Origin of the sequence: Dolichospermum sp. FACHB-1091 (assembly GCF_014697585.1) — a bacterium.
Taxonomy (GTDB): Bacteria; Cyanobacteriota; Cyanobacteriia; order Cyanobacteriales; family Nostocaceae; genus Dolichospermum.
In genome coordinates this window covers 1-22888 of sequence record NZ_JACJSB010000039.1, presented here as the reverse complement: position 1 = coordinate 22888, position 22888 = coordinate 1, and the positions used below count along the sequence as shown (strand labels likewise).

At 36.2% G+C, this 22888-nt stretch carries 14 protein-coding genes; 9 read left to right on the top strand and 5 right to left on the bottom strand.

The genetic code is table 11. The features are described from left to right. Window positions 1-22: 22 nt before the first annotated feature. Both H6G25_RS19025 and H6G25_RS19020 read right to left on the bottom strand, forming a co-directional pair. Window positions 23-3865: a helicase-related protein gene (locus H6G25_RS19025; protein WP_190393846.1), complete on the bottom strand. Its 3843-nt coding sequence runs from the start codon at window positions 3863-3865 to the stop codon at window positions 23-25. A 55-nt stretch (window positions 3866-3920) separates the two neighbouring features. Continuing rightward, a complete protein-coding gene (locus H6G25_RS19020; protein ID WP_190393845.1) occupies window positions 3921-7109 on the bottom strand; it encodes a hypothetical protein in 3189 nt (1062 codons plus the stop codon). 294 nt (window positions 7110-7403) lie between these two features. Here H6G25_RS19020 and glyS point away from each other — a divergent pair, with 294 nt between their 5' ends. Together glyS and murD are read left to right on the top strand one after the other, a co-directional pair. Beyond that, window positions 7404-9701 (top strand): glycine--tRNA ligase subunit beta, encoded by a 2298-nt coding sequence (gene glyS, locus H6G25_RS21395; RefSeq protein ID WP_242035025.1) that lies wholly within the window; start codon window positions 7404-7406, stop codon window positions 9699-9701. Window positions 9702-9781: 80 nt separating this feature from the next. Then, the gene (gene murD, locus H6G25_RS19005; protein ID WP_190393844.1) at window positions 9782-11197 is read left to right on the top strand and encodes a UDP-N-acetylmuramoyl-L-alanine--D-glutamate ligase; all 1416 of its coding nucleotides are present in this window, start codon (window positions 9782-9784) and stop codon (window positions 11195-11197) included. Window positions 11198-11525: 328 nt separating this feature from the next. Here the strand turns inward: murD and H6G25_RS19000 are convergent, their stop codons facing one another. After that, window positions 11526-11792 carry a hypothetical protein gene (locus H6G25_RS19000; RefSeq protein ID WP_190393843.1) on the bottom strand — a complete coding sequence of 89 codons (267 nt, stop codon included), beginning with the start codon at window positions 11790-11792 and terminating at the stop codon, window positions 11526-11528. 168 nt (window positions 11793-11960) lie between these two features. Between H6G25_RS19000 and H6G25_RS18995 the strand changes: the two genes are divergently transcribed. Then, window positions 11961-12155, top strand: coding sequence for a hypothetical protein (locus H6G25_RS18995; RefSeq protein ID WP_190393855.1), 195 nt, complete (start codon window positions 11961-11963; stop codon window positions 12153-12155). A 113-nt stretch (window positions 12156-12268) separates the two neighbouring features. On the opposite strand, the gene aspS is transcribed toward H6G25_RS18995, so the two are convergent. Beyond that, window positions 12269-14056: an aspartate--tRNA ligase gene (aspS, locus tag H6G25_RS18990; RefSeq protein ID WP_190393842.1), complete on the bottom strand. Its 1788-nt coding sequence runs from the start codon at window positions 14054-14056 to the stop codon at window positions 12269-12271. 377 nt (window positions 14057-14433) lie between these two features. Between aspS and H6G25_RS18985 the strand changes: the two genes are divergently transcribed. Beyond that, window positions 14434-17532, top strand: coding sequence for a plasmid replication protein, CyRepA1 family (locus H6G25_RS18985; protein ID WP_190393841.1), 3099 nt, complete (start codon window positions 14434-14436; stop codon window positions 17530-17532). A gap of 168 nt (window positions 17533-17700) precedes the next feature. Here the strand turns inward: H6G25_RS18985 and cbiE are convergent, their stop codons facing one another. After that, entirely contained in the window at window positions 17701-18912 is a 1212-nt protein-coding gene (gene cbiE, locus H6G25_RS18980) for a precorrin-6y C5,15-methyltransferase (decarboxylating) subunit CbiE (RefSeq protein WP_190393840.1), read from the bottom strand. Window positions 18913-18972: 60 nt separating this feature from the next. Here cbiE and H6G25_RS18975 point away from each other — a divergent pair, with 60 nt between their 5' ends. The 5 genes from H6G25_RS18975 (at window position 18973) to H6G25_RS18960 (ending at window position 22638) form a co-directional block, all read left to right on the top strand. Then, window positions 18973-19302 carry a hypothetical protein gene (locus tag H6G25_RS18975; protein ID WP_190393839.1) on the top strand — a complete coding sequence of 110 codons (330 nt, stop codon included), beginning with the start codon at window positions 18973-18975 and terminating at the stop codon, window positions 19300-19302. A 345-nt stretch (window positions 19303-19647) separates the two neighbouring features. Next, complete coding sequence (locus tag H6G25_RS18970; protein ID WP_190393838.1) at window positions 19648-19899, top strand: CopG family transcriptional regulator; 252 nt, start codon at window positions 19648-19650, stop codon at window positions 19897-19899. Next, window positions 19896-20312, top strand: coding sequence for a PIN domain-containing protein (locus tag H6G25_RS18965; RefSeq protein WP_190393837.1), 417 nt, complete (start codon window positions 19896-19898; stop codon window positions 20310-20312). The genes H6G25_RS18970 and H6G25_RS18965 overlap by 4 nt, the downstream gene beginning before the upstream one ends. Beyond that, a complete protein-coding gene (locus H6G25_RS21660) occupies window positions 20242-20568 on the top strand; it encodes a DUF6575 domain-containing protein (RefSeq protein ID WP_347239222.1) in 327 nt (108 codons plus the stop codon). Before H6G25_RS18965 ends, H6G25_RS21660 begins: the two co-directional genes overlap by 71 nt. A 612-nt stretch (window positions 20569-21180) precedes the next feature. Further along, window positions 21181-22638: a S8 family peptidase gene (locus H6G25_RS18960; RefSeq protein ID WP_190393836.1), complete on the top strand. Its 1458-nt coding sequence runs from the start codon at window positions 21181-21183 to the stop codon at window positions 22636-22638. Window positions 22639-22888 lie beyond the last annotated feature (250 nt).

Here is a 22888-nt window from a genome sequence, read left to right as displayed (position 1 = left end):
CCTCATAACGGATATCTGATGATTATAGATTATCTTCTAATAAGATAGTATTGAGTAAATTTAATTCACTAGATATCATAAAATAGCGATCGCTAAAAGTAGTTTCCAATTGATCAAAAACTTTTCTATCTGCTACAGCTACCCAAGGAATATCATCATATTCGGCTATTACAGGCATTACTAAACCTTGTGGTGTTAAAGTTTTTCCTAGAGATTTCTGCCATGATTCTGGGTCTTCTAGTCTCTGTTTTGGAGTATCTAGTTCTTGTTTGTGCCAAAAACGGGGATAGTCTAAAGGAATACTCACAATAATATTTTCTGTTTGTAAATTTTGCAATGTTGAATATTCTTGAGTTAATGCCTCTTGTTCTTGCTGTAAAATTATATATAGTTCTCGTGCTGGACGTTTAAGTTTAGGAGGAAACTCAGATTTTTCATTACAAATAACCCAGAGTTTGCTTAAAAGTTCATCAATTTTTTTGCCAGTATTTTTACGCCATCCTTCAAAATTGAATTTCTCCTCTATTTTTCTTTTTCCCCAATCTTCTATCCAGAAATCACCAATACAAGTTAAATTTTCAGGAATGATTAAATCTGTATTCTCTAAAGATGGTAATAACTGACTAGAATTTTTAGAAACCACTTGGACAAATGCTTCTAAAGTGTGATACTCAATATAAGATCTAGTATTTCTATCTGGTGCGCGACCAGTTAATTTAAAATTAGCAAATATTTCTTGTATTAACTGCTGAGTTTTTTTCACTGTACCTTTATGATCATCCGAGTGATTATCATAAATAAAAACTCGTGCTTCTTGTAAAAAACTCTGCACATCATCAGACATTAAATGTAATAATTCTTCATCTCCAATAGAACCAACGGGAACAAATGCAATCTTTTGTCTTTTCAATCCAGCATCACCTTTAATGCGGGTGTGAATAGTAGAACGTAACATCATTAATAGTGTTAATAAATCACTAGATTGACGTAACCAAAGTCTAGTAAAATCTCTTTTTTTATCTTCAATATTATCTTCAATAATACAATCATTAATCAGCATTACCAAATGTCTATTTTTATTATCTCCAGAAACTTGTAATCCTGTTTCTGAATCTGTGTACATTCCTCTACCACGATAAATAAGTTGTGCAACTTCCATTAAAGCAGATTCAATATTAAATCGGGGAATTGTGGCAATTATCCAGTCAGTTTTCGGAAAGGAAACACCTCTAGCACCGGAAGAAGTCATTAAGAAAACTCGTTTTTTATCCCGTGTATTTTCTTTGACTAATTCTAATCGTTCATGAGGAAGTATACTGTGATCTAAAATTGCTACATCTTGACTTTTACAAAGAGCATCTTTTCCTTCTGTTAACCTACTTTTTAATTGTCTGAGAAATGCTTTATCTTGAGCAAATAAAATTAATTGTTCTGCTCCTTCTTTTAACCCATTTGCAATTTCTTTATAAGCATTATTTAAATTTTCTGTATCTAATTTTTCTCGAATTGCTTGACGAATAGTTTGTTTTCTACTATCTTTTGTTAATCCAGGTGTAACTTTTGCTAATTGCATACTATATTCGATTGTCAGTTGAGAAGCTGGATAACTATTAGTCATAATATGTACAGTTGGATATTTTCTAATTCCAACTTTCACATTAGTTCCTGTCATTCTAAAAGGTTCATTACCTCTACTTTTACTTAATAAAACTTTATCAGGAGCTTTAATTTTATGACTTAGATAATTATTTAAAATTACTTCATTACTCAAAGAAGCATCAGCCATAATTAAGATAACTTTAAAGGGTGATTTTTTCCCATCAAAATGTTCAATAAATTGTTTATGTAACCATTCTTCTAACTTATGCACAAATAATGCTCCCGCACCATCACCTGTTACCTCATCAACCATGACAATAATAGTAGGAATACGCTGGGAAAATTCCGAACGTTCTTTTATTCCCGGTTTGCTATCAGCTTTATTTTTAAACAACTCTTCTAGAGCATTAATTGTGGTTTTATCATCAAGAGAACGATAACCTTGAGTAGCAGCAGTCATGACTAATTGATTGATTTTGGGGTTAAGTTCTAGTAATTTCCTAGCGGAAGTTGCAAGGGTTTTTAAAACTCCTGGACGACGGATTGATTCTATTTTATAATCTCGTTCGTTGAGAGCATTTTTAGCTTTAGTAGCAGATACAATTTTAGCATCAATTTCATGTTCTTGTGCAGGGGTAATAAAGATGGTATTCCCATCAGGAAGATTAAGATTTTCAACCCCATCAAAAACTACAGCACTATTAATAAAATGTTGTGAATTAAAATTTTCTTTGTACCATTTAGGAGCTAAATTAATCAAATTTGCATTTGTTGTTAGAGTCGCAATACCGCTATAATTTCCGTTTTTTCTAGCTAGTTTATCAGTCACATCTCGATTAATGACAACTCGTGGACTGATATATAAAAACATAAAACCTTCAGATTGTTTTTCAAGAAACTTCACCACCGCAGTAGTTTTACCAATTCCCGGATTTCCTTCTAAAGCAATAACATTAATTTTTCCGGTCTGAGCAGATTTTAAACTTGCTATAACTGCTGATTCATGAACTTTTCTTAATTGAATTTTTTCGGTTGGTGGAAGTTCTTGTATAAAATAATCTTGAGGATTACCATTAAAAAATTTATGTAACGCTTCTGTTTCTTCAACTGCTAAAATTATATTTTCTCTGGAAACTTCTTGATTAGAATTATAAAATCCCTCTATATTTTCCTGGAATCTATAGCTAATATTTGTTTCTAAATTAGGTTCAGGAATAAGTTGCTTTGCTTGTTTACTAAAATCACCAGGAAGTGATTGGACTAATCTCTTAAATACTGTGATAATTTCTTCATTAAGTTGATTAGGTGCATCATTTTTTAGTTTTAAAGTATTACGATATGCTTCACCTAAAGATTGCATTAATTTAACTCTAGTATCTGGTTGATCATTAAAATTAGCAGCGATACTTTCACATCCATTTGATGTTATAGCTATTGCGCGAGCAATACAAGCATCTTCTAATCTTCCCTGACTTTCTAATAATTTAACCAACTGTTCAGTATAGGAGGATGCTTGACAAAGTTTGTACAAAGGTTTGTCAGAACCACTAAAAGGTAATAAATGATTTTTAATTTTTTCAGAAATAGAAAATTCCTCACCTTCTACCTCCGCGCAAACCCTAGAAAAAACTCCCCTAGAATCAATATAACGAGCATAACGACTCACTTCTTCTCTGTGAGCATTTTCATGGCTAAAATCGGCTAATTCATTGGGTACATTATAAGAAAATTCAAAACAGAAAATAAAATGATCACGTTTTTTAGTAGTTGAATTTTCATCAGGTGATAACCATAACAAAAAATCTGCTCTTGCTGGTTTTCCCTTTTCAACTAATCCTAAATCTGGATTTCCGGTTAAGTTAAAAGCCTGTTTAAATTCTTTAGCCGTTTTTTCCGGTTCTATATCAGGTTTTTGTACTTCTCCTGGAAAGACTAATGGACACCAAATAGCTTCTAATTTTAATTTAGAAACTGGAGTTTTCTTAAGACATTCCCGCGTAGTTGTCCAACCTAAACCATAACCTAAAACTAACAAATGACGTACCATACTTTCTACCCATTCCTGGTAATTTTGATCTGTTAATTTCAGACTTTTGATTAATTGATTTTTAATATCAGCATTTTTAAATTTTTGCCAATGTTCAACAATAGGATGATTATTAATAAGTAATTTTTCATGAATCAGTTTTTGTAAAACACCGCGTTTTACAGCAATTTCAAATACTTGTCCCCACAAAGATGCTTGATCTAAAAATGATATTTGCATTTGTTTAACTTCCTTGATTAATAACAAATATGATACAATAAGTCGGGTATATGGATTATTTTCTGCGGTGAAGAACTTGGGAAATATGAGTTAGTAAAGCTGGATAACTCAGATATACTTTACCACCGCGACGACTATGTAAAATTCGCACATCTCCCGCAGCTTCCACGGTTTTAGGAGATATCCAAGGAAAGGGATCTAAAACCGGGAGAAATTGTCCGTTTTGTACTCCTTTTTCTGCTTCAATAAAATGCAAACCACGCAACACAGAAATTAAACAAGGATGAATATTAGATGTATTTGGTTCAGGAACAGTTAAATTTTGACGTGCGCGTTCACTCCAATTGAAATCACTCACACGCTGATCTGACATTAGGAAATATACACAAAAACCCGATTGTGGCCGCTGTTTTTCTTGAGCTTGTGGCCGCTGTTTTTCTTGAATTGAATATAGCGTTGCAAAAGTATAAACTGGAATTAGTTGACGAGTTGATATTTTTTCTACGGAACTCAAGAAATTAGTATAATCTCCTGCTTGTAAAATCTCAAATCCAGCTTGATTTTTTTCCCGTTTATAAAGTCTCGTTGCGGGGAAAACATCACGTAATAAGGTGTAAATAGTTAAATCAGGAAAACTCTGAGAAATATCTTCTAAAAACTCTTTTGGTGTTAATCCAGCATTGTAATCTGCAACACGGTTAAATCTTCGGCTACCATAAGCATGAGAAAGTAAAATAATATGCTCACATCCTTGATTTTCAAGATAACGAATTTCTTCTTGAACTAATCTTTGTTTTCGGAAGTTTTCAGGAGTATCAACAATATCAGATTGTGTCCTTTCTGCTTTGATATGATAACCGGAAAATGGCTGATTTACCGCAGTAGCAATATAACTTTGAGTCAGAAAAAGATAACTCTTTTCATCTGTATTTAATGAACTAGACTCATCACAGGGACGAGTTGAGTAGGAAATTAAACCAATTTTCAGAACTGTTGGCGGTTTTGGTGTACTGGTAACGATAGGGAATGCACTCAATAAAGCATTAAAAATATTCTTTTTTACATATTGGGTATTTTGGTTTTCTTTATCTAGGTTTTTAAGAACAATTCCCTGCATTCTAATATTAGTATCTTCTGCTAATATCGCTTCTAAAGTTTGCGCGGCTGCATAAACATAAGAATCACCATCTTTATCATCACTTTCCTTTCCTTGTTCTTGCAACCTCAGCATTAAAGTTGTAAAATCATTATTTACTTCTTGTTTTAATTTGTTAATAATATGCCATAAACAACAATAAACTAATACTTCAAAAGCCGCAACACCCGCAGCATGATATTGTTTATTCTCTTCACCTCTTTTCCCTTTTTCTTGTCGAGTTAAATTATTCACATCATACTCTAAAAAAATTGCTGCTGGTAATGACCATCCCTGTGCTTTTGGCGTATCTTCTGAAGGTTTGTACGTCCATTTATCGTTTTCTTTGGAAAAAGAAAAAGGACACCAAATAATCTGTAAAAGATGTTCTGGTAAAATCCTTTGTACTTGAATTGAATATGGATTACCTTTGGTGACTAAGTTATGTTCAGAAAGTTGAGTATTGACCTTGACAGAAAATAAAAGTCCTGGTGTTTCTGGAGTATCGCAAACTTCAATATGTTTAAACCATTCTACCGTTTCTCTTCCAGGATTTTCTGAACCAACAAGTAAATTTTCAGATGCTCCTGCTGTTAACCGTGACCATTCAAAAATACCACTTTTTACACAGATAAATTGTTGAGAAGATTCACTTTGAACTTGAGAAATTATTTTTTCACTTTTGGTATTAATAACCTCAATTAAATTTGAAGCAATCGTTTTCATTGTGTTAGCACAGTCTCGCAACTTAACTATAAGTTCTTTAACAGCATTCTTACCACCATTTTTTAGATCTTCGAGAAGTTGCTGTACTGAACTTGAGAAATTTTTCACAGTTACAGATTCTATTATTTGAGAGGGAACAACAACTGCTAAAAATATCAACTGAGATAAAGAGCGAGTAACTGTTTTTGGATCAAAAAATGAATCTTCATTATCTAGTTCTAATTCTTTCTCAATTTTATCAAGTCTTGCTTCAAAAGCAGATTTACCTGCTGTTGGGTTTTGTCCATTAATCCGAAAATGATAACTAACTTCTCGCACAACTCCAAAGCTAGTTTTTTCTTGATTTATTGTCTTTTCTTCAAAGATTTGAGCTTCAGATTCTGGCCAAACCGGTAGACAGAAATAGAAATTTGCTGTTTGCAAAGATTCTGATAGTTTAAACTGACCACCTGTACCAAAATCAGCGGATAAATCAACCTCAAAAATATCTTCTTTTGCAGCATCAAAAAAAGTCTTAACCCGCTGAACATATTTTCTAATTAGTTCGTATTTAGTCGGACTAAATTTGGAAATTGCTTCCATAATCCGCAAGGTAATTAACAATCTTACCCGCGCTAATGCTTCATCATCTAGGAATGTTAAAAACCGATTTAACTGACTTTCTAATCTAGTGTTTTCTGCTTTCAAAGCATCAAGAGATGTTTCAATTTCATCTGCTTCTAATTCCTGATTTTCTAAATATTCTTCAACTGCACTTGACATCCGTGTAAAGTAATTATCAGCATCTATTGTTTCTGATGCAGAAATTACTTTAGCTATCGGTTTATTTTCTGGATTATTCTGAGTATCTTGATTAGGAAATGCTATAGGAATAAGAGTCGCATTATGAGCTTTATTTTGGAAAGAAGCACCTGTGTTTTGTGCTAATTCCTGAAGCCGTTTCCCTGGTTCATTTAACAACAAAGCCGATAATTGAGTTTCTGGTGGTAATGCTGCATCAATAGCTAGAATTAATTGATCTAAAGCTTTAGGTAATCTGTCTCTATTATCTTCTTTTAAAGTACCACCAATTCGCATCCTCAAACCATAACCAGAAGTTCGTAAATCTTGAACAAAACCCCCACCTTCAGGATGAAAAGCCGTTTTAAAATCCTTATTTCCAAAGAATCTTCTCATAACTGCTGACGTACATATCCTGAGACGATTATTTTTAGCATCAAAAGCAAATGCTGGTCTATAATCAGGGTGTAGTTTATCAGTAGTTCCACTATTGTTTTTGGGTGGAATTGCTTTAGTCAGCAACTCTACAAGGGTAACTAAATCAATAGAAGGTTTTGGTGAACGCGCCTCAATTTTAGCGCCACCATTGTTTTCTGGAGACATAATTTGTTTGTTCCTTTACACCAGTTTTTTAACTGCTTCACTTGTTCAAGTTGTATATTTTGAACAAATGGAATCTTTCATCTAAGCTACCTAATTATACACTACTTGTCAATAACAAGGATATAAAAATAAACAATCATATTACCAATTACCAATTACCAATTACCAATTACCTATTACCAATTACCTATTACCTATTACCTATTACCAATTACCTATTACCTATTATCGGTTATGGCATACAATATTGGAATTGACTAATGTTCAGCCCCGTCAAGTTAAAAACAGTATCTTATGCCAGCATTTTTATTAGAGGTCGGTACAGAAGAATTACCCGCCGGTTTTTTGAGTGATGCTATTGTACAATGGAAATCGCGCATTCCCCACAGCCTAGCAACTCATAATCTCCCCGACGCTGTGGTTGAAGTCTATGGAACACCGCGACGGTTAGCGGTTCTCATTACCGGTTTACCCTCCCAACAAGCAGACAGAGAAGAGGAAATCAAAGGACCACCCGCACAAGCAGCCTTTAAAGATGGACAACCCACTAAAGCCGCCATTGGTTTTGCGAGTAAGCAAGGTGTAGATATTTCTGCTTTAGAAATTCGTCCCACGGAAAAAGGGGATTTTGTCTTTGTGAATAAGCAAATTCCCGGTCGTCCCATTGCGGATATTTTAACCGAACTTGTTCCCCAATGGGTCTGGAATTTAGAAGGCAAGCGGTTAATGCGTTGGGGACATGGTGACGGCCGATTTTCCCGGCCAATTCGGTGGTTAGTCACATTATTAGATGGAGATATTTTACCACTACAATTAGAGAATGGGGCAAAAGTGGTTAAAAGCGATCGCATCTCTCGCGCCCATAGAGTCTTACACCCCGAACCCGTCAGTATTTCCCACGCTACAGAATATGTAAAAACCTTGGCTGATGGTTCTGTAATAGTTTCACCAGAAGAAAGGAAAAAAATTATCAGTGAACAAGTGAAGAAAGCAGCAAAAGCTGCTGGTGGCAACACAGTCGTTTATCCAGATTTATTAGAAGAAGTCGTAAATTTGGTAGAATACCCTTCCGTAGTTATTGGCAAATTTGAAGAAGACTTTCTTAACTTACCAACGGAAGTAATTACAGAAGTCATGGTAACTCATCAGCGATATTTTCCTGTATTTAAAGATGGTTATCAAGAACAATTATTACCCAATTTCCTCACTATTTCTAATGGCAACCCTGCAAAAGCAGATATTATTGCTGTAGGAAATGAAAGAGTAATTCGTGCTAGATTAGCTGATGCGAGATTCTTCTGTGCATCTGATTTATCAAAACCACTAGAAAGCTTTTTACCACAATTAGAAAAAGTTACATTTCAAGAAGATTTAGGTTCTGTCCGCGCAAAGGTAGATCGAGTTGTTAAAATTGCAGAAAGAATCAGTGAGCAATTGCATTTAGGGAAAGAGCAACGCCAAAAAGTCGAAAGAGCAGCTTTATTATGTAAAGCAGATTTAGTAACTCAAATGGTGTTTGAGTTTCCTGAATTGCAAGGAATAATGGGAGAAAAATATGCTTTAGTGAGTGGCGAAGATCCCGAAGTTGCACGAGCAATAATGGAACATTATTGGCCAGTTAGAACAATTAAACAAGAGGAGTTAACAGCAGAAAATGACATCCCAGATGGCTTGTTACGGTCTACGATAGCACCGCCTTCTTATGTTGAGGAGTTAACAGCAGAAAATGACATCCCAGATGGCTTGTTACCCTTAACTCTCACTGGTAAAATTGTAGCGTTGGCAGACAGATTAGATACATTAGTCTGTATATTTGGCTTGGGCTTAATACCTACAGGTTCTTCTGATCCTTTTGCGTTAAGACGTGCAGCTAATGGATTAATTCAAATTATTTGGTTAGCGATTATTACTGAAAATGGAAGAGTTATCAAAGAAGGAGGATTAAAACTTAATTTATCCCAGCTATTAGAGCAAGTAGCCACAGATTTCGCCACAGCTTTTAACAAAGATGCCAAATCCTTAATTAAAACATTGCAAGAATTTTTCCTGCAACGGATTCGCACCTTATTACAAGATGAAAAACAGATAGATTACGATTTGGTAAATGCGGTTTTAGGAGAAAATGATCCTGAATATACAGAACGTGCATTAGTAGATTTATTAGATGTCCGCGATCGCGCCATCTATTTACAAAAAATCCGTCAAGATGGTACATTAGATAAAATCTACGAAACCGTCAACCGTTCTACCCGGTTAGCAGCCCAAGGAAATCTAGACTTGGAAACCCTAGAACCACAAACCTTAATTAACCCCGAACTATTCCAGAAAAAATCTGAATCTGCATTTTACAACGCCTTGGTTGAACTAGTTCCCCAAACCCAAGCAGCACAACAAAACCGGGATTATCAACTGTTAGTAACTGCACTGACAAAAATCGCTCCTACCGTTAGTACATTTTTTGATGGTGAAGATAGCGTTTTAGTCATGGACCCAAATCCCGATATTAAGCAAAATCGCCTAAATTTGCTGGGATTATTACGAAATCACGCCCGTGTATTGGCTGACTTTGGCGCGATAGTCAAAAATTTGTAGCCAAAAGCAATAAAAAGTTGTGTAATTGCTGCCAATTAACGCTAATATAGTGAGGCTTAACCAGGGATGATATACAGTCAATGCCAGAAGCGTTAATTATTGGATTCGGAAAATCCGGTGTTGCTGCGGCAAGATTGTTGAAACAGGAAGGCTGGGAGGTAGAACTTTGCGATAGTAGCACCTCCCCAACCCTCCTCGAACAACAACAACAACTCGCCAGCGAACACATTACCGTCAAACTAGGAAACACGCCAGAATTTACCAATTCTGATATATCCAAGTTAATAATTGTCAGTCCCGGAGTTCCTTGGGATATTCCTATTTTAGCCAAAGCGCGAGAATTGGGCATAGAAACTATTGGCGAAATGGAACTAGCTTGGCGACATTTACAAGATATCCCCTGGGTAGGAATCACCGGTACAAATGGTAAAACCACCACCACCGCTTTAACTGCGGCTATTTTCCAAACAGCAGGATTAAACGCTCCAGCCTGTGGTAATATTGGTTATGCTGCTTGTGAAGTGGCAATCCAAAATAGTTTGACTGAGCGAAGTCGAAGTCCAAAATCTAAAATCCAAAATCGCCCTGATTGGATAATTGGCGAAATTAGCAGTTATCAAATCGAATCTTCTGTAACTTTAGCACCTCGCATTGGCATTTGGACAACTTTCACACCAGATCATTTAGCCCGGCACAAAACATTAGAAAATTACTATAATATTAAAGCCAAATTATTGCACAATTCCCAAATTCAAATATTTAATGGTGATGATGTTTATTTGAGCAAATTAGGATTAAATCATTGGCCAAATGCTTATTGGACAAGCGTTAAAGGCGAAAAATTCCTAATAGGTGAAAAAGGCTTTTATGTAGAAAATGGCTGGGTAATGGAAAAAATCACGGCTACACCCCAAGCCATTATAGAGATATCTGCATTGCGAATGGTAGGAGAACATAACCAGCAAAATCTGCTCATGTCCGTCGCCGCTGCTAGATTAGCAGGTATAGATATTACCGCAATTTCCCAGGCTGTCCGTGAATTTCCTGGTGTTCCCCATCGTTTAGAACATATCTGCAATTGGCAAGGCATTGATTTTATTAACGATAGTAAAGCCACTAATTATGACGCGGCCGAAGTCGGTTTAGCATCTGTGCAAACTCCCGCCATTTTAATCGCCGGTGGGGAAGCCAAAGCGGGAAATGATACCGCCTGGTTAGGACAAATTCAAGCCAAAGCCGCCGCAGTCTTACTTATTGGGAATGCAGCACCAGCATTTTCTAAACGTCTGCAAGAGGTGGGATATAGTAATTATCACATAGTCGAAACTATGGAAAACGCCGTATCTTTATCTGGGGAACTAGCGAAAAAACATCAAGCTTCAGTAGTATTACTATCTCCAGCTTGCGCTAGTTTTGACCAATATCCTAACTTTGAAATGCGGGGCGAAGACTTTCGCCAATTGTGTCAGAAATATCTGCTAAATGTTGCTGAATAAGGGTGTATTTTTTCTCACCCAGAGACGCAGAGAGTCAGGAAGGTTTGTCGGAATATTTTTGAAATTTCTCTCTTGGGAAGGATTATTAATATATGAATAATCTATAGGATGGATGATATATTTTACCCTGAGTGAAGTTGGGCTTGGTTTACCCTCCAAGCCTTTTTATTTTTTCGCCTGTATTTCATAGTTTTTCTACCAGAAAAATATAGGTTAAATGAACCACAAAGAAACGAAGATCACGAAGGAAGAAGGAAGATAGGTAATACTCTATTATCAAAAACCGCTTGTTGTCCACTAGATAATAATTCCTTTCTTTCGTCATCACTTACAGCGATTTACAATCATATAAGGTACATCTTAGTCCCCTCCTCGCACCCCCCTCAATCCCCCCGCAGCGGGGGGAAGAAAAGGATAAACTTTTGATATTGGAGGGGGTTGGGGGTGGGGTTCTTGTTCCGGGTTTGATGACAATTTGCTGTAAATTAAAAACATCAGCTAAATATGTAATAGCGTCTCTTAAAGAATGTTCTTTACTATCACTTGCATATTGCAATAAAGGAAGCATAATAGCTTGAAAGTCAGGAATAGTCATTTTTCACCAATCAAAAAATCAAGATATTAACTTTTATACCATATTCTTGTTTTTTTCGGCAATATTTTTACATCACCGCATCAAATAGATATGATAATAAATCATACAGCAGTTTCCGATATTATGAGGTATAAATATGAATAATAAAAATCTTGTGGTGCGGGTATCTTGCTCGCTAAAACTTTACCTTATTTAGATGAAATTCACTGTATATTATATAATAATATAAAAGATAAAAAAATTGATAACTCTATCACTAAATCACATCGTCCTCTAATAACTCAGGACTTAATGTTATATCGAGTTCCTACCGATTTAGAAATACTAATGCAAATTTTAGTAGGAACTCTTACCCAAAATTAATAAATGTAACTTTCTAACTTCTTCCTTTGCGTCTTTGCTCCTTTGTACCTTTGCGCGAAACTTTCTTTCCAAAATTAAACCCCCTGCAAAAAAGCAGAGGGAATAATCAAACCTTAAACCTTGGGTTTAAAAGTCGAAGCAACGTGCAACTCTTTCAATTGTTTTGCGTCTACATTTCCAGGAGCATCTGTTAATAAACAACGCGCTTGTTGAGTCTTAGGAAAAGCAATCACATCACGAATTGATTCTTCTCCTGCTAACAACATTACCAAACGATCTACACCGTAAGCAATACCACCATGGGGAGGAGTTCCATATTCAAAAGCTTCTAATAAAAAGCCAAATTTACTTTGTGCTTCTTCTGTTGATAAACCAATAGCTGAAAACACCTGTTCTTGAACTTCTCGCTGATAAATTCGCAAACTTCCCCCACCAACTTCAAACCCATTTAAAACTAAATCATAAGCTTGAGCGCGGGCGGTTTTTAAATCACTGATATCCTCAGGATGAGGGGCTGTAAATGGGTGGTGTAATGCTTCTAAACGTTTTTCATCTGCATTCCATTCAAACATGGGAAATTCTGTCACCCAGAGGAAGTTAATTTTGTCTTTTGCAATTAACTTAAATTCCCTGGCCACAAATTGACGAATTCTGTCTAAAGTTTTATTAACAGTGGTTGTATCAGCCGCCGCAAATAATAACAAATGTCCAGCTTTTGCACCTGTTCTTGTTAAGATTTCCTGCTTTTGTTCCGGTGTTAAATTATCTTTAATTGCGCCAATAGTATCAATTTCACCATTTTCTCGGACGCGAATATAAGCTAATCCTTTCGCTCCAGCTTCTGCGGCTTCTCGGAAAATATCACCACCTGGTTTAATGCGAACATTAGAAATTGCATCGTTACCATTAGGAATGGGGAGTATTTTAACGATACCACCGTTAGAAATGGCTTCTCGAAAAACTTTGAAACCGGAATCTTTTAAAACGTCAGAAACATCAACTAATTCTAAACCGTAGCGGGTATCTGGTTTATCACTTCCGTAACGGTTCATAGCTTCCGCGTAAGGAAGACGAGGAAAAGGACGAGGTAAATCAATTCCTTTTACAGTTTTGAAAATATGACAAACTAACTTTTCATTAAGTTCAATAATTTCATCTTCAGACATGAAACTCATTTCCATGTCTAATTGGGTAAATTCTGGTTGTCTATCAGCCCGTAGATCTTCATCTCGAAAACATCGCGCAATTTGATAGTATCTATCCATTCCCGATACCATCAATAATTGTTTGAAGAGTTGGGGAGATTGCGGTAAAGCAAACCATTCACCTTCATTGACGCGACTGGGAAGAATATAATCTCGCGCACCTTCGGGGGTGGAACGGGTGAGAATTGGGGTTTCGATTTCGATAAAACCTTCTAGGTCTTCGAGGTAGCGCCGCATGGCTTTAATGACTTGATGACGCAATTGCATATTTTGCGCCATACGTTGCCGTCGTAAGTCCAAATAACGATATTTTAATCGTAAATCTTCCCGAACTGTTTCTGTGTCTGCGGTGGAAACTTGGAAAGGTAACTGTTTGCGGACGGCGTTGAGTAGTTCTATTTTATCAGCATAGATTTCGACTTCGCCAGTCGGAAGCCTGGGATTTAGGGATTCTGGGGGACGTTGGGTAACTCTACCGGTGATGGCTACAACATATTCATTTCTGAGTGCATTGGCCTGTTCATAGGAGTATGGGGTGCGCTGAGGATCGCTGACGATTTGGACAATACCAGAGCGATCGCGCAAATCTAAGAATATCACACCACCGTGATCGCGGCGACGGTCTACCCATCCGTAAAAGGTAACAGTTTCACCAATATGTTCTTTTCGGAGTTCGCCGCAATAGTGAGTTCGCATAATTTTTAGTTCTTTGGTTCTGGGCTAGGTTGGTTAAATGTCAAGGCTTCCCCATTATCTAGCATCAACAGTCATTGTAGTGGTTTTAGTACCAAAAAAATGGCCTTCTGAAACCTATGCCCCTATTTGTTCGTTCCTGTCAATGGGTAAGTCCTAAGTAAGGACTGTAAACAAAAATTATATGTATATATAATCATAATACAAACTTATTATTTTTACAGTTTCACAGCCATAACCATACCTTGATATATTTACAGAAGTATTTATATAAACAAGGATAAAAAAATAACACTTAAACTTGCAAATTTATTTTATGAAAAATTAGCCCAGCCGTGTTAAGGTTTTAATTTCCTTATATTCCTTAGCTGCTTCAGCTTATGCATCTGCATTCTTTACATCCACAACACCTTGAAGAATTAGTCAAGAGCAGTGGTATAAATTTAGACTTAGCACGTTTAAACTTTAAATCGCTTCAAAGCAAAAATGCTTATGAATACCTGCTGATTTCTGACAAACTCCCCCGCACCAACACAGGGATGATTAAAAGTGCATGGTTACAGCGTTATACCCATATAACCGAAGGTGGTTGGTGGTGTTCTGGACTAGATCCCCTCAACAATTGGCATAAAATGGAATGGGGATGTTTTAAACCCAACCAACCGCGACAAAATCAGAAAGGTAAATCAATCAAATATGAACACCCTCCCAGCACACCCACACGCATATTTTGTTTACGCATATCTTTAGAAATTTGGCAACAAGTTGGACAACTTTACAACTTAGAAATACCGGAAAAAATCACCATTAATGATGACGGTGAAGCCGAAGGTTTTTGGGAATGGGTAATTAAAAATAAGATATCCATTATCATTTGTGAAGGTGCGAAAAAAGCCGCAGCACTATTAACCCAAGGATATGTTGCTATTGCTATTCCTGGTATTAATAGCGGTTATAGAGTTATTAAAGATGAATTTGGCAAAGTTACCAGTCGGCAATTAATACCTGATTTAGCAGCATTTACAAACACAAAACGCCAGTTTCATATTTGTTTTGATTTTGAAACTCAACAGAAAAAAATTGCCGCCGTCAATAATGCCATTTCCCAACTAGGTTGTTTATTACAACAACAAAATTGTCATGTTAAAATTGTAGAACTTCCAGGAAAAGAAAAAGGAGTTGATGAATTTATCATTGCCAAAGGAGCAATAGCATTTGATAAAATTTATCGTCAAAGTGTAGATTTAGATATTTACATTGCCCAAACCAAACCGCACACAGAGTTAACAATTCCTGCTGCAATTACTGTTAACTGCCCCTATTTGGAAAAAATTGCCTTTCCCACATCTGGCTTAGTGGGAGTAAAATCGGCCAAAGGTACAGGTAAAACCACAGCATTACAAGGGATTGTTCAACAAGCAAAAAGCCGCAATCAACCAGTTTTATTAATTACCCATAGAATCATTTTAGGCCGGTTTTTATGTGATAAAATCGGCATTAAATGGGGAATTGAACATGAAAAATGGAGTATAGAAGCTGATGAATTACCCGTTACTTATCCCTTAGCAATTACACCATCTTTAGGATTGTGTATAGATTCAATTTGGAGATTAAAACCCGAACATTGGCAAGGAGCAATATTAATTTTAGATGAAGTTGAACAATCATTATGGCATTTGCTCAACAGTGATACCTGTAAACAAAAACGAGTGAAAATTCTCCGCGTTTTCCAACAATTAATTTCTACAGTGATCACAACTGGAGGTTTAATAATTGCCCAGGATGCCGATTTATCGGATGTATCTTTAGAGTATTTACAGACTTTAGCAGGAATTAAATTAACTCCTTGGCTAGTTGTCAATGAATGGAAACCGGAACAAGGTTGGGATACAACTTTTTATGATTCACCTAATCCCACACCTCTAATTCATCAATTAGAATTAGATCTAATTGCTGGACGTAAATGCTATGTAACCACCGATAGTCGTTCTGGTCGTTACAGTTGTGAAACTATTGAGCATTACTTAAGAGAACGGTTGCAAAAACTCAAAAAAGAATTTCCCGAAACCTTAGTAATTAGCAGTCATACCACTAATACACCCGGTCACGCAGCCGTTGATTTTATAGCGGCTATTAATCAGAAAATTAGCGATTATAATACTGTTTTTGTTACACCTAGTTTGGGAACAGGAATTAGTATTGATGTTCAACATTTTGACCGAGTTTATGGCATTTTTCAAGGGGTGATTCCTGACTCAGAAGCCCGTCAAGCTTTAGCAAGAGTCAGGGATGATGTTCCCCGCATTGTTTGGTGTGCTAAACGGGGTATTGGCTTAATTGGAAGTGGGAGTACAAATTACCGTTTACTCTCTCATTGGTATCAAGAAAATCAAAAGGAAAATCTAGCTTTATTAAGTCCATTACATAAAATAGATGTGGATTTACCTTTAGTTTATGATCCGATTCATTTACGTACTTGGGCGAAATTATCCGCAAGAGTTAACGCTTCTATTCGCCTTTATCGTCAATCAATGCAAGAGGGATTGATAACTGATGGACATCAAATTCAAATGCGAAGTAATGAAGTACAAAATAACATTCTGCGTGATTTACGTTTGGCATTTTTCGCCACTGAACCTAGTGATTTAGAAAACCGCAAACGCTTAATTTTAGAAATTGTTAAAGTTCAAAAAGATTGGGCGCAAAGTCGTCAAAAATCTAAGGAAATTAAAGCCAAAATCAAAGACATTAAACAGCAAAATCAACTAGCAAACGCAAATTCTGTCGCTACTGCTAAGGATATTGGTTATCTGGAATATGAACAGCTATTAACCAAACATTCTTTAAGTCATGAAGAACGTTATCAACTTAATAAATATATCCTCAAACAAAGGTATGGAATTGTCGTTACTCCCCAACTTAAATTACAGGACGAAAAAGGATATTATGGACAATTGTTAATTCATTATTATCTCACTCATGAAAGTGAATATTTTCATGTTAAAGATCAGCAAGAATGGAATCAACAATTATTTTGGGGTGAAGGTAAAGTTTTTCTCCCAGATTTAAAAACTTATACACTCAAGGTGGAAGCTATGCGGGCTTTAGGAATGCTACAATTTCTGGAATTACAGCGCGTATTTAATGAAAATGATCCTGATTTGATGTGGTTGAAAAATGTGGCTATGCAAAGTAGTAAACACATTAAACGGGCTTTAGGTATTGATCTAGTCAGGGGTAAAGAAGCTGTTTCAGGAATTAAGATATTAAACCGACTTTTGGGTTTATTAGGGTTGAAGTTACAACAAGTAAATACCAGTTATCAAATTGATTTAAAAACTTTAAATGATGGTAGGGAGAAAATATTTGCAATTTGGCAAAACCGGGATGATTTGATGTTAAATTCTTTGCATAATCTCGAACTTGAAATGGCACAATTGGCTAGAAGGATTGAATATGAATCCGTGCTTATGAATTAATACCAAATTCAGGTAAAGCAGCACCCAACCAATTTCAAGAAGAATTGACCCGGACTGAATTTTAAATTTTGGATCTTTAATTGAAGATTCAAAATTTAAAATAACCGAATAAGAGGATGTTTTAAAAGTATTTCATGAGACAAATAAACAGAAAAAACCTAACCCTCTTCAATTTTTTATTCCCACCCACTGAGTCACAGGAGACATTGCTTTCCAACCCAAAAATCTTGACCCGATAGGTTCACCGCGTTGAATCGCAATCCGGCTAAAATTTCCTCCCACTTTTTCATACCATTGATATAAAATCAGTTCACCCTCCAATGTCACAACATTAACGACCATTCTCCCCCCGGAAAGTAAAGCATTCCAACAGGTTTCTAGTATTTCTGGTTCTGTCACACCACCACCAATAAAAATCGCATTTGGTGCGGGTAAATTGGGGATAATCTCTATACTTTTACCCGCAATAATTTGTAAATTCGGTGTTCCTAAAGCAGCGGCATTATCAGCAATATAATTTATTCTAGAGGAATTTTGTTCAATAGCGATCGCTCGACATCTTCTATCACTTCGTATCCACTCTATAGAAATAGAACCACAACCAGCCCCCACATCCCAGAGCAATTCCCCAGGGTTAGGTGCTAAACTCGATAAAGTCACCGCCCGGACTTCCCTTTTTGTCAATTGTCCATCATGATGAAAAGCACTATCAGGTAAACCGGGAAATCTCGATAAACCAACTATTCCCTTATCAGCAATACATTCCACCGCAATAGTATTTAAAGCAGCGATATTTTTTTCTTGCCAATTAGTAGCGATATCTGTTATAATATTCTCATTAATATTACCCATTTTTTCTAAAACAGTAATTTGACTATTACCATAACCGCGACTTGTCAAAATTTCAGCCACATTAGCGGGAGTATGTTTTCCCTCACTCAAAATTAATAATTTTGCACCGGGATAAATGTAAGATTGGACTAGAGAAACTGGACGACCACATAAACTTAAAGTTTCCACTTCCGTTAAAGACCATCCTAGTCGAGAACAAGCTAGACTAAAAGCCGATGGTGCAGGAATAATTGTAACTTCCGAAATATTAATATCTTTAAGAATAGTTGTACCCACACCATAACATAGAGGGTCGCCACTAGCTAAAATACAAACTGCTTGGCCACGACGACTAATAATTTCTGTTATGGAAGTTTGAAAAGGTGATTTCCAGGGAATTTTTTCCCGGTCGTCGTCAGGGGGTAACATGGAAAGATGACGTTCCCCTCCAAAGATAATTTTAGCTTTGTCTAAGCAAGAAACAGCTAGGGGACTTAACCCTGCTAAACCATCTTCACCGATACCGATAATTGATAACCATTTTTGCATAATTTGTGAGGTTGTTTGTTTTGTTGGAATATCGCTTTTATTACCTTACCGTGAGGGGATATGAAGTTGAAAATAGAGATTGAACAAGAGGAATTTGTAGCAGGAGCAATTGCTGGTAGTGCAGTAACGGTTATTGCTACTGGACAAGCTGAAACTATAGCTAGTAGTGTAGTTGTAGCAAATATTTTATCTCTCATATCTACAGCAACAGCTATGGTAGAAACATCTGTAGCAGTCATCGCTCCATTGACTGCTGTTGCGGGTAGTTTTGTATCAGCACCAGTTATAATTCCTGTAGCAGCAACACTAGCAGTAGGAGCAGTAGGTGGATACGTTGCATCTCAGGTAGTAAGCAATTTAAGCGATAGCCACAGTCAAAATGTAAATTAGTAGTTTCTGATTTGCTGTATTTGACAATATTGGAAATCACCAATTTTTTAAGTCATCTGATTATTTCATAGAAGACTTGTAAACATAAAATTAATAAGCCTTCGGTTAATTTATCGAGGGTTTTTTGCTGTTAATATACATCTTACATTATCCTACAAAACCGCCTGATAATTTATTCTTAGTCTCATAGTGAAAGTCTGTTAAAACAGACTAAATAATGAATGATCAATCTTCATTCAGCTTTAGCTTAATTTTGCTATTAGCCAAGAAATTTATTTTTTGCTTTTCAAATCCAGTCAACTAAATTAGTGTTATAATTATTGTAGCTATTTCTAAGAAGAAATTATGAACATTGATACATCTTTAGATCAAATCATTCTTGATAAGATTAATATCATTCAACAACAAACCAACCAAGATATCAAACAAATTATTCAAACCGCAATTGATCTTTATTATCAAAAAATTAAACAGCCAGAAAATGATCCTCTCGCTTTACTTAAACAAAGTGACTTTATTGCGTGTGGAGAAGGTGATCCTGATTTGTCTAGCACTTACAAAACTCAATTAAAAACCATCTTAGAAGAATCTTTATGATTATAGCAGATACAGGATTTTGGTTAGCATTAGCAAATCGTAAAGATAAATATCATCAATTAGCAACCAACAAACTCAATGAGATCAAAGAACCTTTAATCACAACGCATCCTGTAATCACAGAAACCTGTTATTTATTGTTAAATAGACTAGGTAATGATGCTCAATGTAACTTTATGAAATTATGGGATGTGAGCGCATTTGAAGTTTTTGAGTTAAAAAAAACACACGCGCATAGACTGAAGGAATTAATGGAAAAATATGCTGATTTACCAATGGATTTAGCAGATGCTTCTTTAATTATTTTGTCAGAACATTTAGGTCATGGTCGTATTTTAACTGTTGATCAACGAGACTTTTCTATTTATCGCTGGAAAAATCAATATCCTTTTGATAATATATTGTTTTATTAAGCGACTATCTACTAAATTACTACCACAATACCCACCTTTAGTAAACCTAGAAATTATTGAAATCTATGAATATTATGATTTTCCCTGTTTATTTAGTTGTCAAAATGCTTCAGGACAGATTTTTTTAGCTGTTTGGATAGATGAAATACCAGATCATAAAACTTGGCTTTATTCTCCCATGTCAAAAGGAAGATTAAAACCCACCTTCCGCACCCTAAACTCTCACACAACAAAAAATGGTCATTTGGGGATTTGAGATTGGCGAACTGCTTGCAGCAGCGCTTCGCTATCGCTACCTAAACTTTAGATTATTTTGTATGAAAATTATCCTTAAAAGTCCTCAAAAATCCAAATTACCGATTGTGACACTGGGGGGTGCAGAATGTGGGTTTAATCATATTGAATTTTCTCTTTCTTTCGGCCTCCTTAGGAAACTTTACTTTCTCACACCACCCTCCTTTTAATGATACATATTCTTATTAAGCTTATTTCTCTTTAATTTATCGTTAGTTATTATGTACTACTAGCTATGCTTTTTTGATCTGTGACAGTTCAGGGTGCGGAATGTGGGTTCTATCTTAATTTGGTATTAAGGGGTTCTTAGTCCTAAATCCTCCTACAGAATCTCTCTGTTAGAAATATAAAATCATAGCTTTTATATTTCAATGTCATCAAATCATAGCTTTTATTGTTAATATTGCTCATTAAATATTATCTAATTCGTAATTAAAACATCTTTTTGTATTTCCAAATCATATTAGTAATTAACAAAGGGGAATAACTGATAATTTTCAATTTTTGTATTTGCGGATTTTGACCAAATTACTTTGTCAGGGAAAATATTGCTATTATTGGGGCTTAAATACTTATGTCAGTTGACATTCCTCACAACTCTCTATCTCAACAAGAAATCAAATATACAGCTACTTTGCTAACTAATACCTTTCAAAACCCCACCGATAATATTACGAGTTGGGGTAGTTATAGTTCTTCTACCCAATATCAGCCAGAAAGAAACACCTCTATAGCCAATAATAGCAGTTATAACTCAAATAATGGTTATGGTTTAGTAAATGCCGGATTAGCAGTAAGTAAAGCCGCAGGTGTTAGTCCCTATGCGGATGCTCCTAACTTGGGTGATAATAATTGGGGAGCGAATCTGATCAAAGCTCCCACAGCCTGGAATAATGGATATACAGGACAAGGAACTATTGTTGCCGTACTAGATACAGGCGTAGACTACAACCATCAAGACCTAAAAAATAATATTTGGAGTAATACCAAAGAACTAGCTGGTAACGACATAGATGATGATGGTAATGGCTATATTGACGATGTTCATGGTTGGAATTTTGTAGATAACAACAAGAATGTTTTAGACAATAATGGACATGGAACCCATGTTTCAGGAACCATAGCCGCGGAAAATAACGGTATTGGTGTCACTGGCATTGCCTACAACTCCAAAATTATGCCAGTCAAAGTCCTAGATGCCAACGGCTCAGGTTCTTACACAAATATCGCCAAAGGCATTTATTACGCAGTTGATAATGGCGCAAATGTCATTAATCTCAGTCTAGGAGGTAATTCCTCCAACGATACCCTCAAATCAGCCATAGAATATGCCAGCAGCAAAAACGTAATTGTTGTCATGGCTGCCGGTAATAATAGTGACTCACTGCCATCCTATCCCGCCCGCTACGCCTATAATTCAGGAATTGCCGTAGGTGCGGTAGATAAAAATAATAACCTTGCCGACTTTTCCAACCGTTCTGGTTCTCAGGAAATCACCTATGTTACCGCCCCAGGAGTTGATGTTTATTCCACAATACCCAATAATCAATATGCCACTTACAATGGCACCTCCATGGCAGCCCCTCACATTACTGGTGTCGTTGCTCTCATGCTCAGTGCTAACTATAACCTAACAGAAAGCCAAATCCTCCAAATCATTACAAGCACATCTGCAAATAGCACCAATCCTCCAGAGCCAACAACACCCACACAACCGGGCTTGAAAATGCCATCTCTGTTTCCCCCACTAGACTCCTTTTTCCCCTTAGACCTAATTAATATAGTATCAAAATTGCCTTTCAGCCTCCAATCCCAAGAGCCAACCGCTATTCCCCTTCCTCCGGTTGTCGTCTCCATGAGCGAAAATCAGTTAATCTTGAGTTTCAGTAATCTGGAAACATCACCCACGCAGCCTTCCGATTATGCCCAGCAGAAACCAGGAAATCCCTTCCTCATACAACTGACACTGCACTATTACGACAGCCCTGCAAGCAACAGCAGTGAACATAGTCTTGATAATCAAAACTCTTAGACATGATTCAACCCGCATCACCGAAAAAATACAGCCTTATCGCCAAAAACTCGACTAATCCAAATAAACTATAGATAGGGAAAATCCTATCTCTTCAAGCCTTTCAAGCTTCATCACCCCAATAAATCACCCCCGCCAAAAAAAGTTTTTCAAAACCCTTGACAACAACCGGCAGCATTGATATATTGGATAAGTGGCTGAGAGAGAAACAACTCAAGGCAACTGAACCGAGAAAAAATAATACTTTGAA

Coding starts and splice junctions, on each gene's coding strand:
- H6G25_RS19025 (WP_190393846.1), bottom strand. CDS start 3,865: ATGCAAATATCATTTTTAGATCAAGCATCTTTGTGGGGACAAGTATTT.
- H6G25_RS19020 (WP_190393845.1), bottom strand. CDS start 7,109: ATGTCTCCAGAAAACAATGGTGGCGCTAAAATTGAGGCGCGTTCACCA.
- glyS (WP_242035025.1), top strand. CDS start 7,404: ATGCCAGCATTTTTATTAGAGGTCGGTACAGAAGAATTACCCGCCGGT.
- murD (WP_190393844.1), top strand. CDS start 9,782: ATGCCAGAAGCGTTAATTATTGGATTCGGAAAATCCGGTGTTGCTGCG.
- H6G25_RS19000 (WP_190393843.1), bottom strand. CDS start 11,792: ATGACTATTCCTGACTTTCAAGCTATTATGCTTCCTTTATTGCAATAT.
- aspS (WP_190393842.1), bottom strand. CDS start 14,056: ATGCGAACTCACTATTGCGGCGAACTCCGAAAAGAACATATTGGTGAA.
- H6G25_RS18985 (WP_190393841.1), top strand. CDS start 14,434: ATGCATCTGCATTCTTTACATCCACAACACCTTGAAGAATTAGTCAAG.
- cbiE (WP_190393840.1), bottom strand. CDS start 18,912: ATGCAAAAATGGTTATCAATTATCGGTATCGGTGAAGATGGTTTAGCA.
- H6G25_RS18975 (WP_190393839.1), top strand. CDS start 18,973: ATGAAGTTGAAAATAGAGATTGAACAAGAGGAATTTGTAGCAGGAGCA.
- H6G25_RS18970 (WP_190393838.1), top strand. CDS start 19,648: ATGAACATTGATACATCTTTAGATCAAATCATTCTTGATAAGATTAAT.
- H6G25_RS18965 (WP_190393837.1), top strand. CDS start 19,896: ATGATTATAGCAGATACAGGATTTTGGTTAGCATTAGCAAATCGTAAA.
- H6G25_RS18960 (WP_190393836.1), top strand. CDS start 21,181: ATGTCAGTTGACATTCCTCACAACTCTCTATCTCAACAAGAAATCAAA.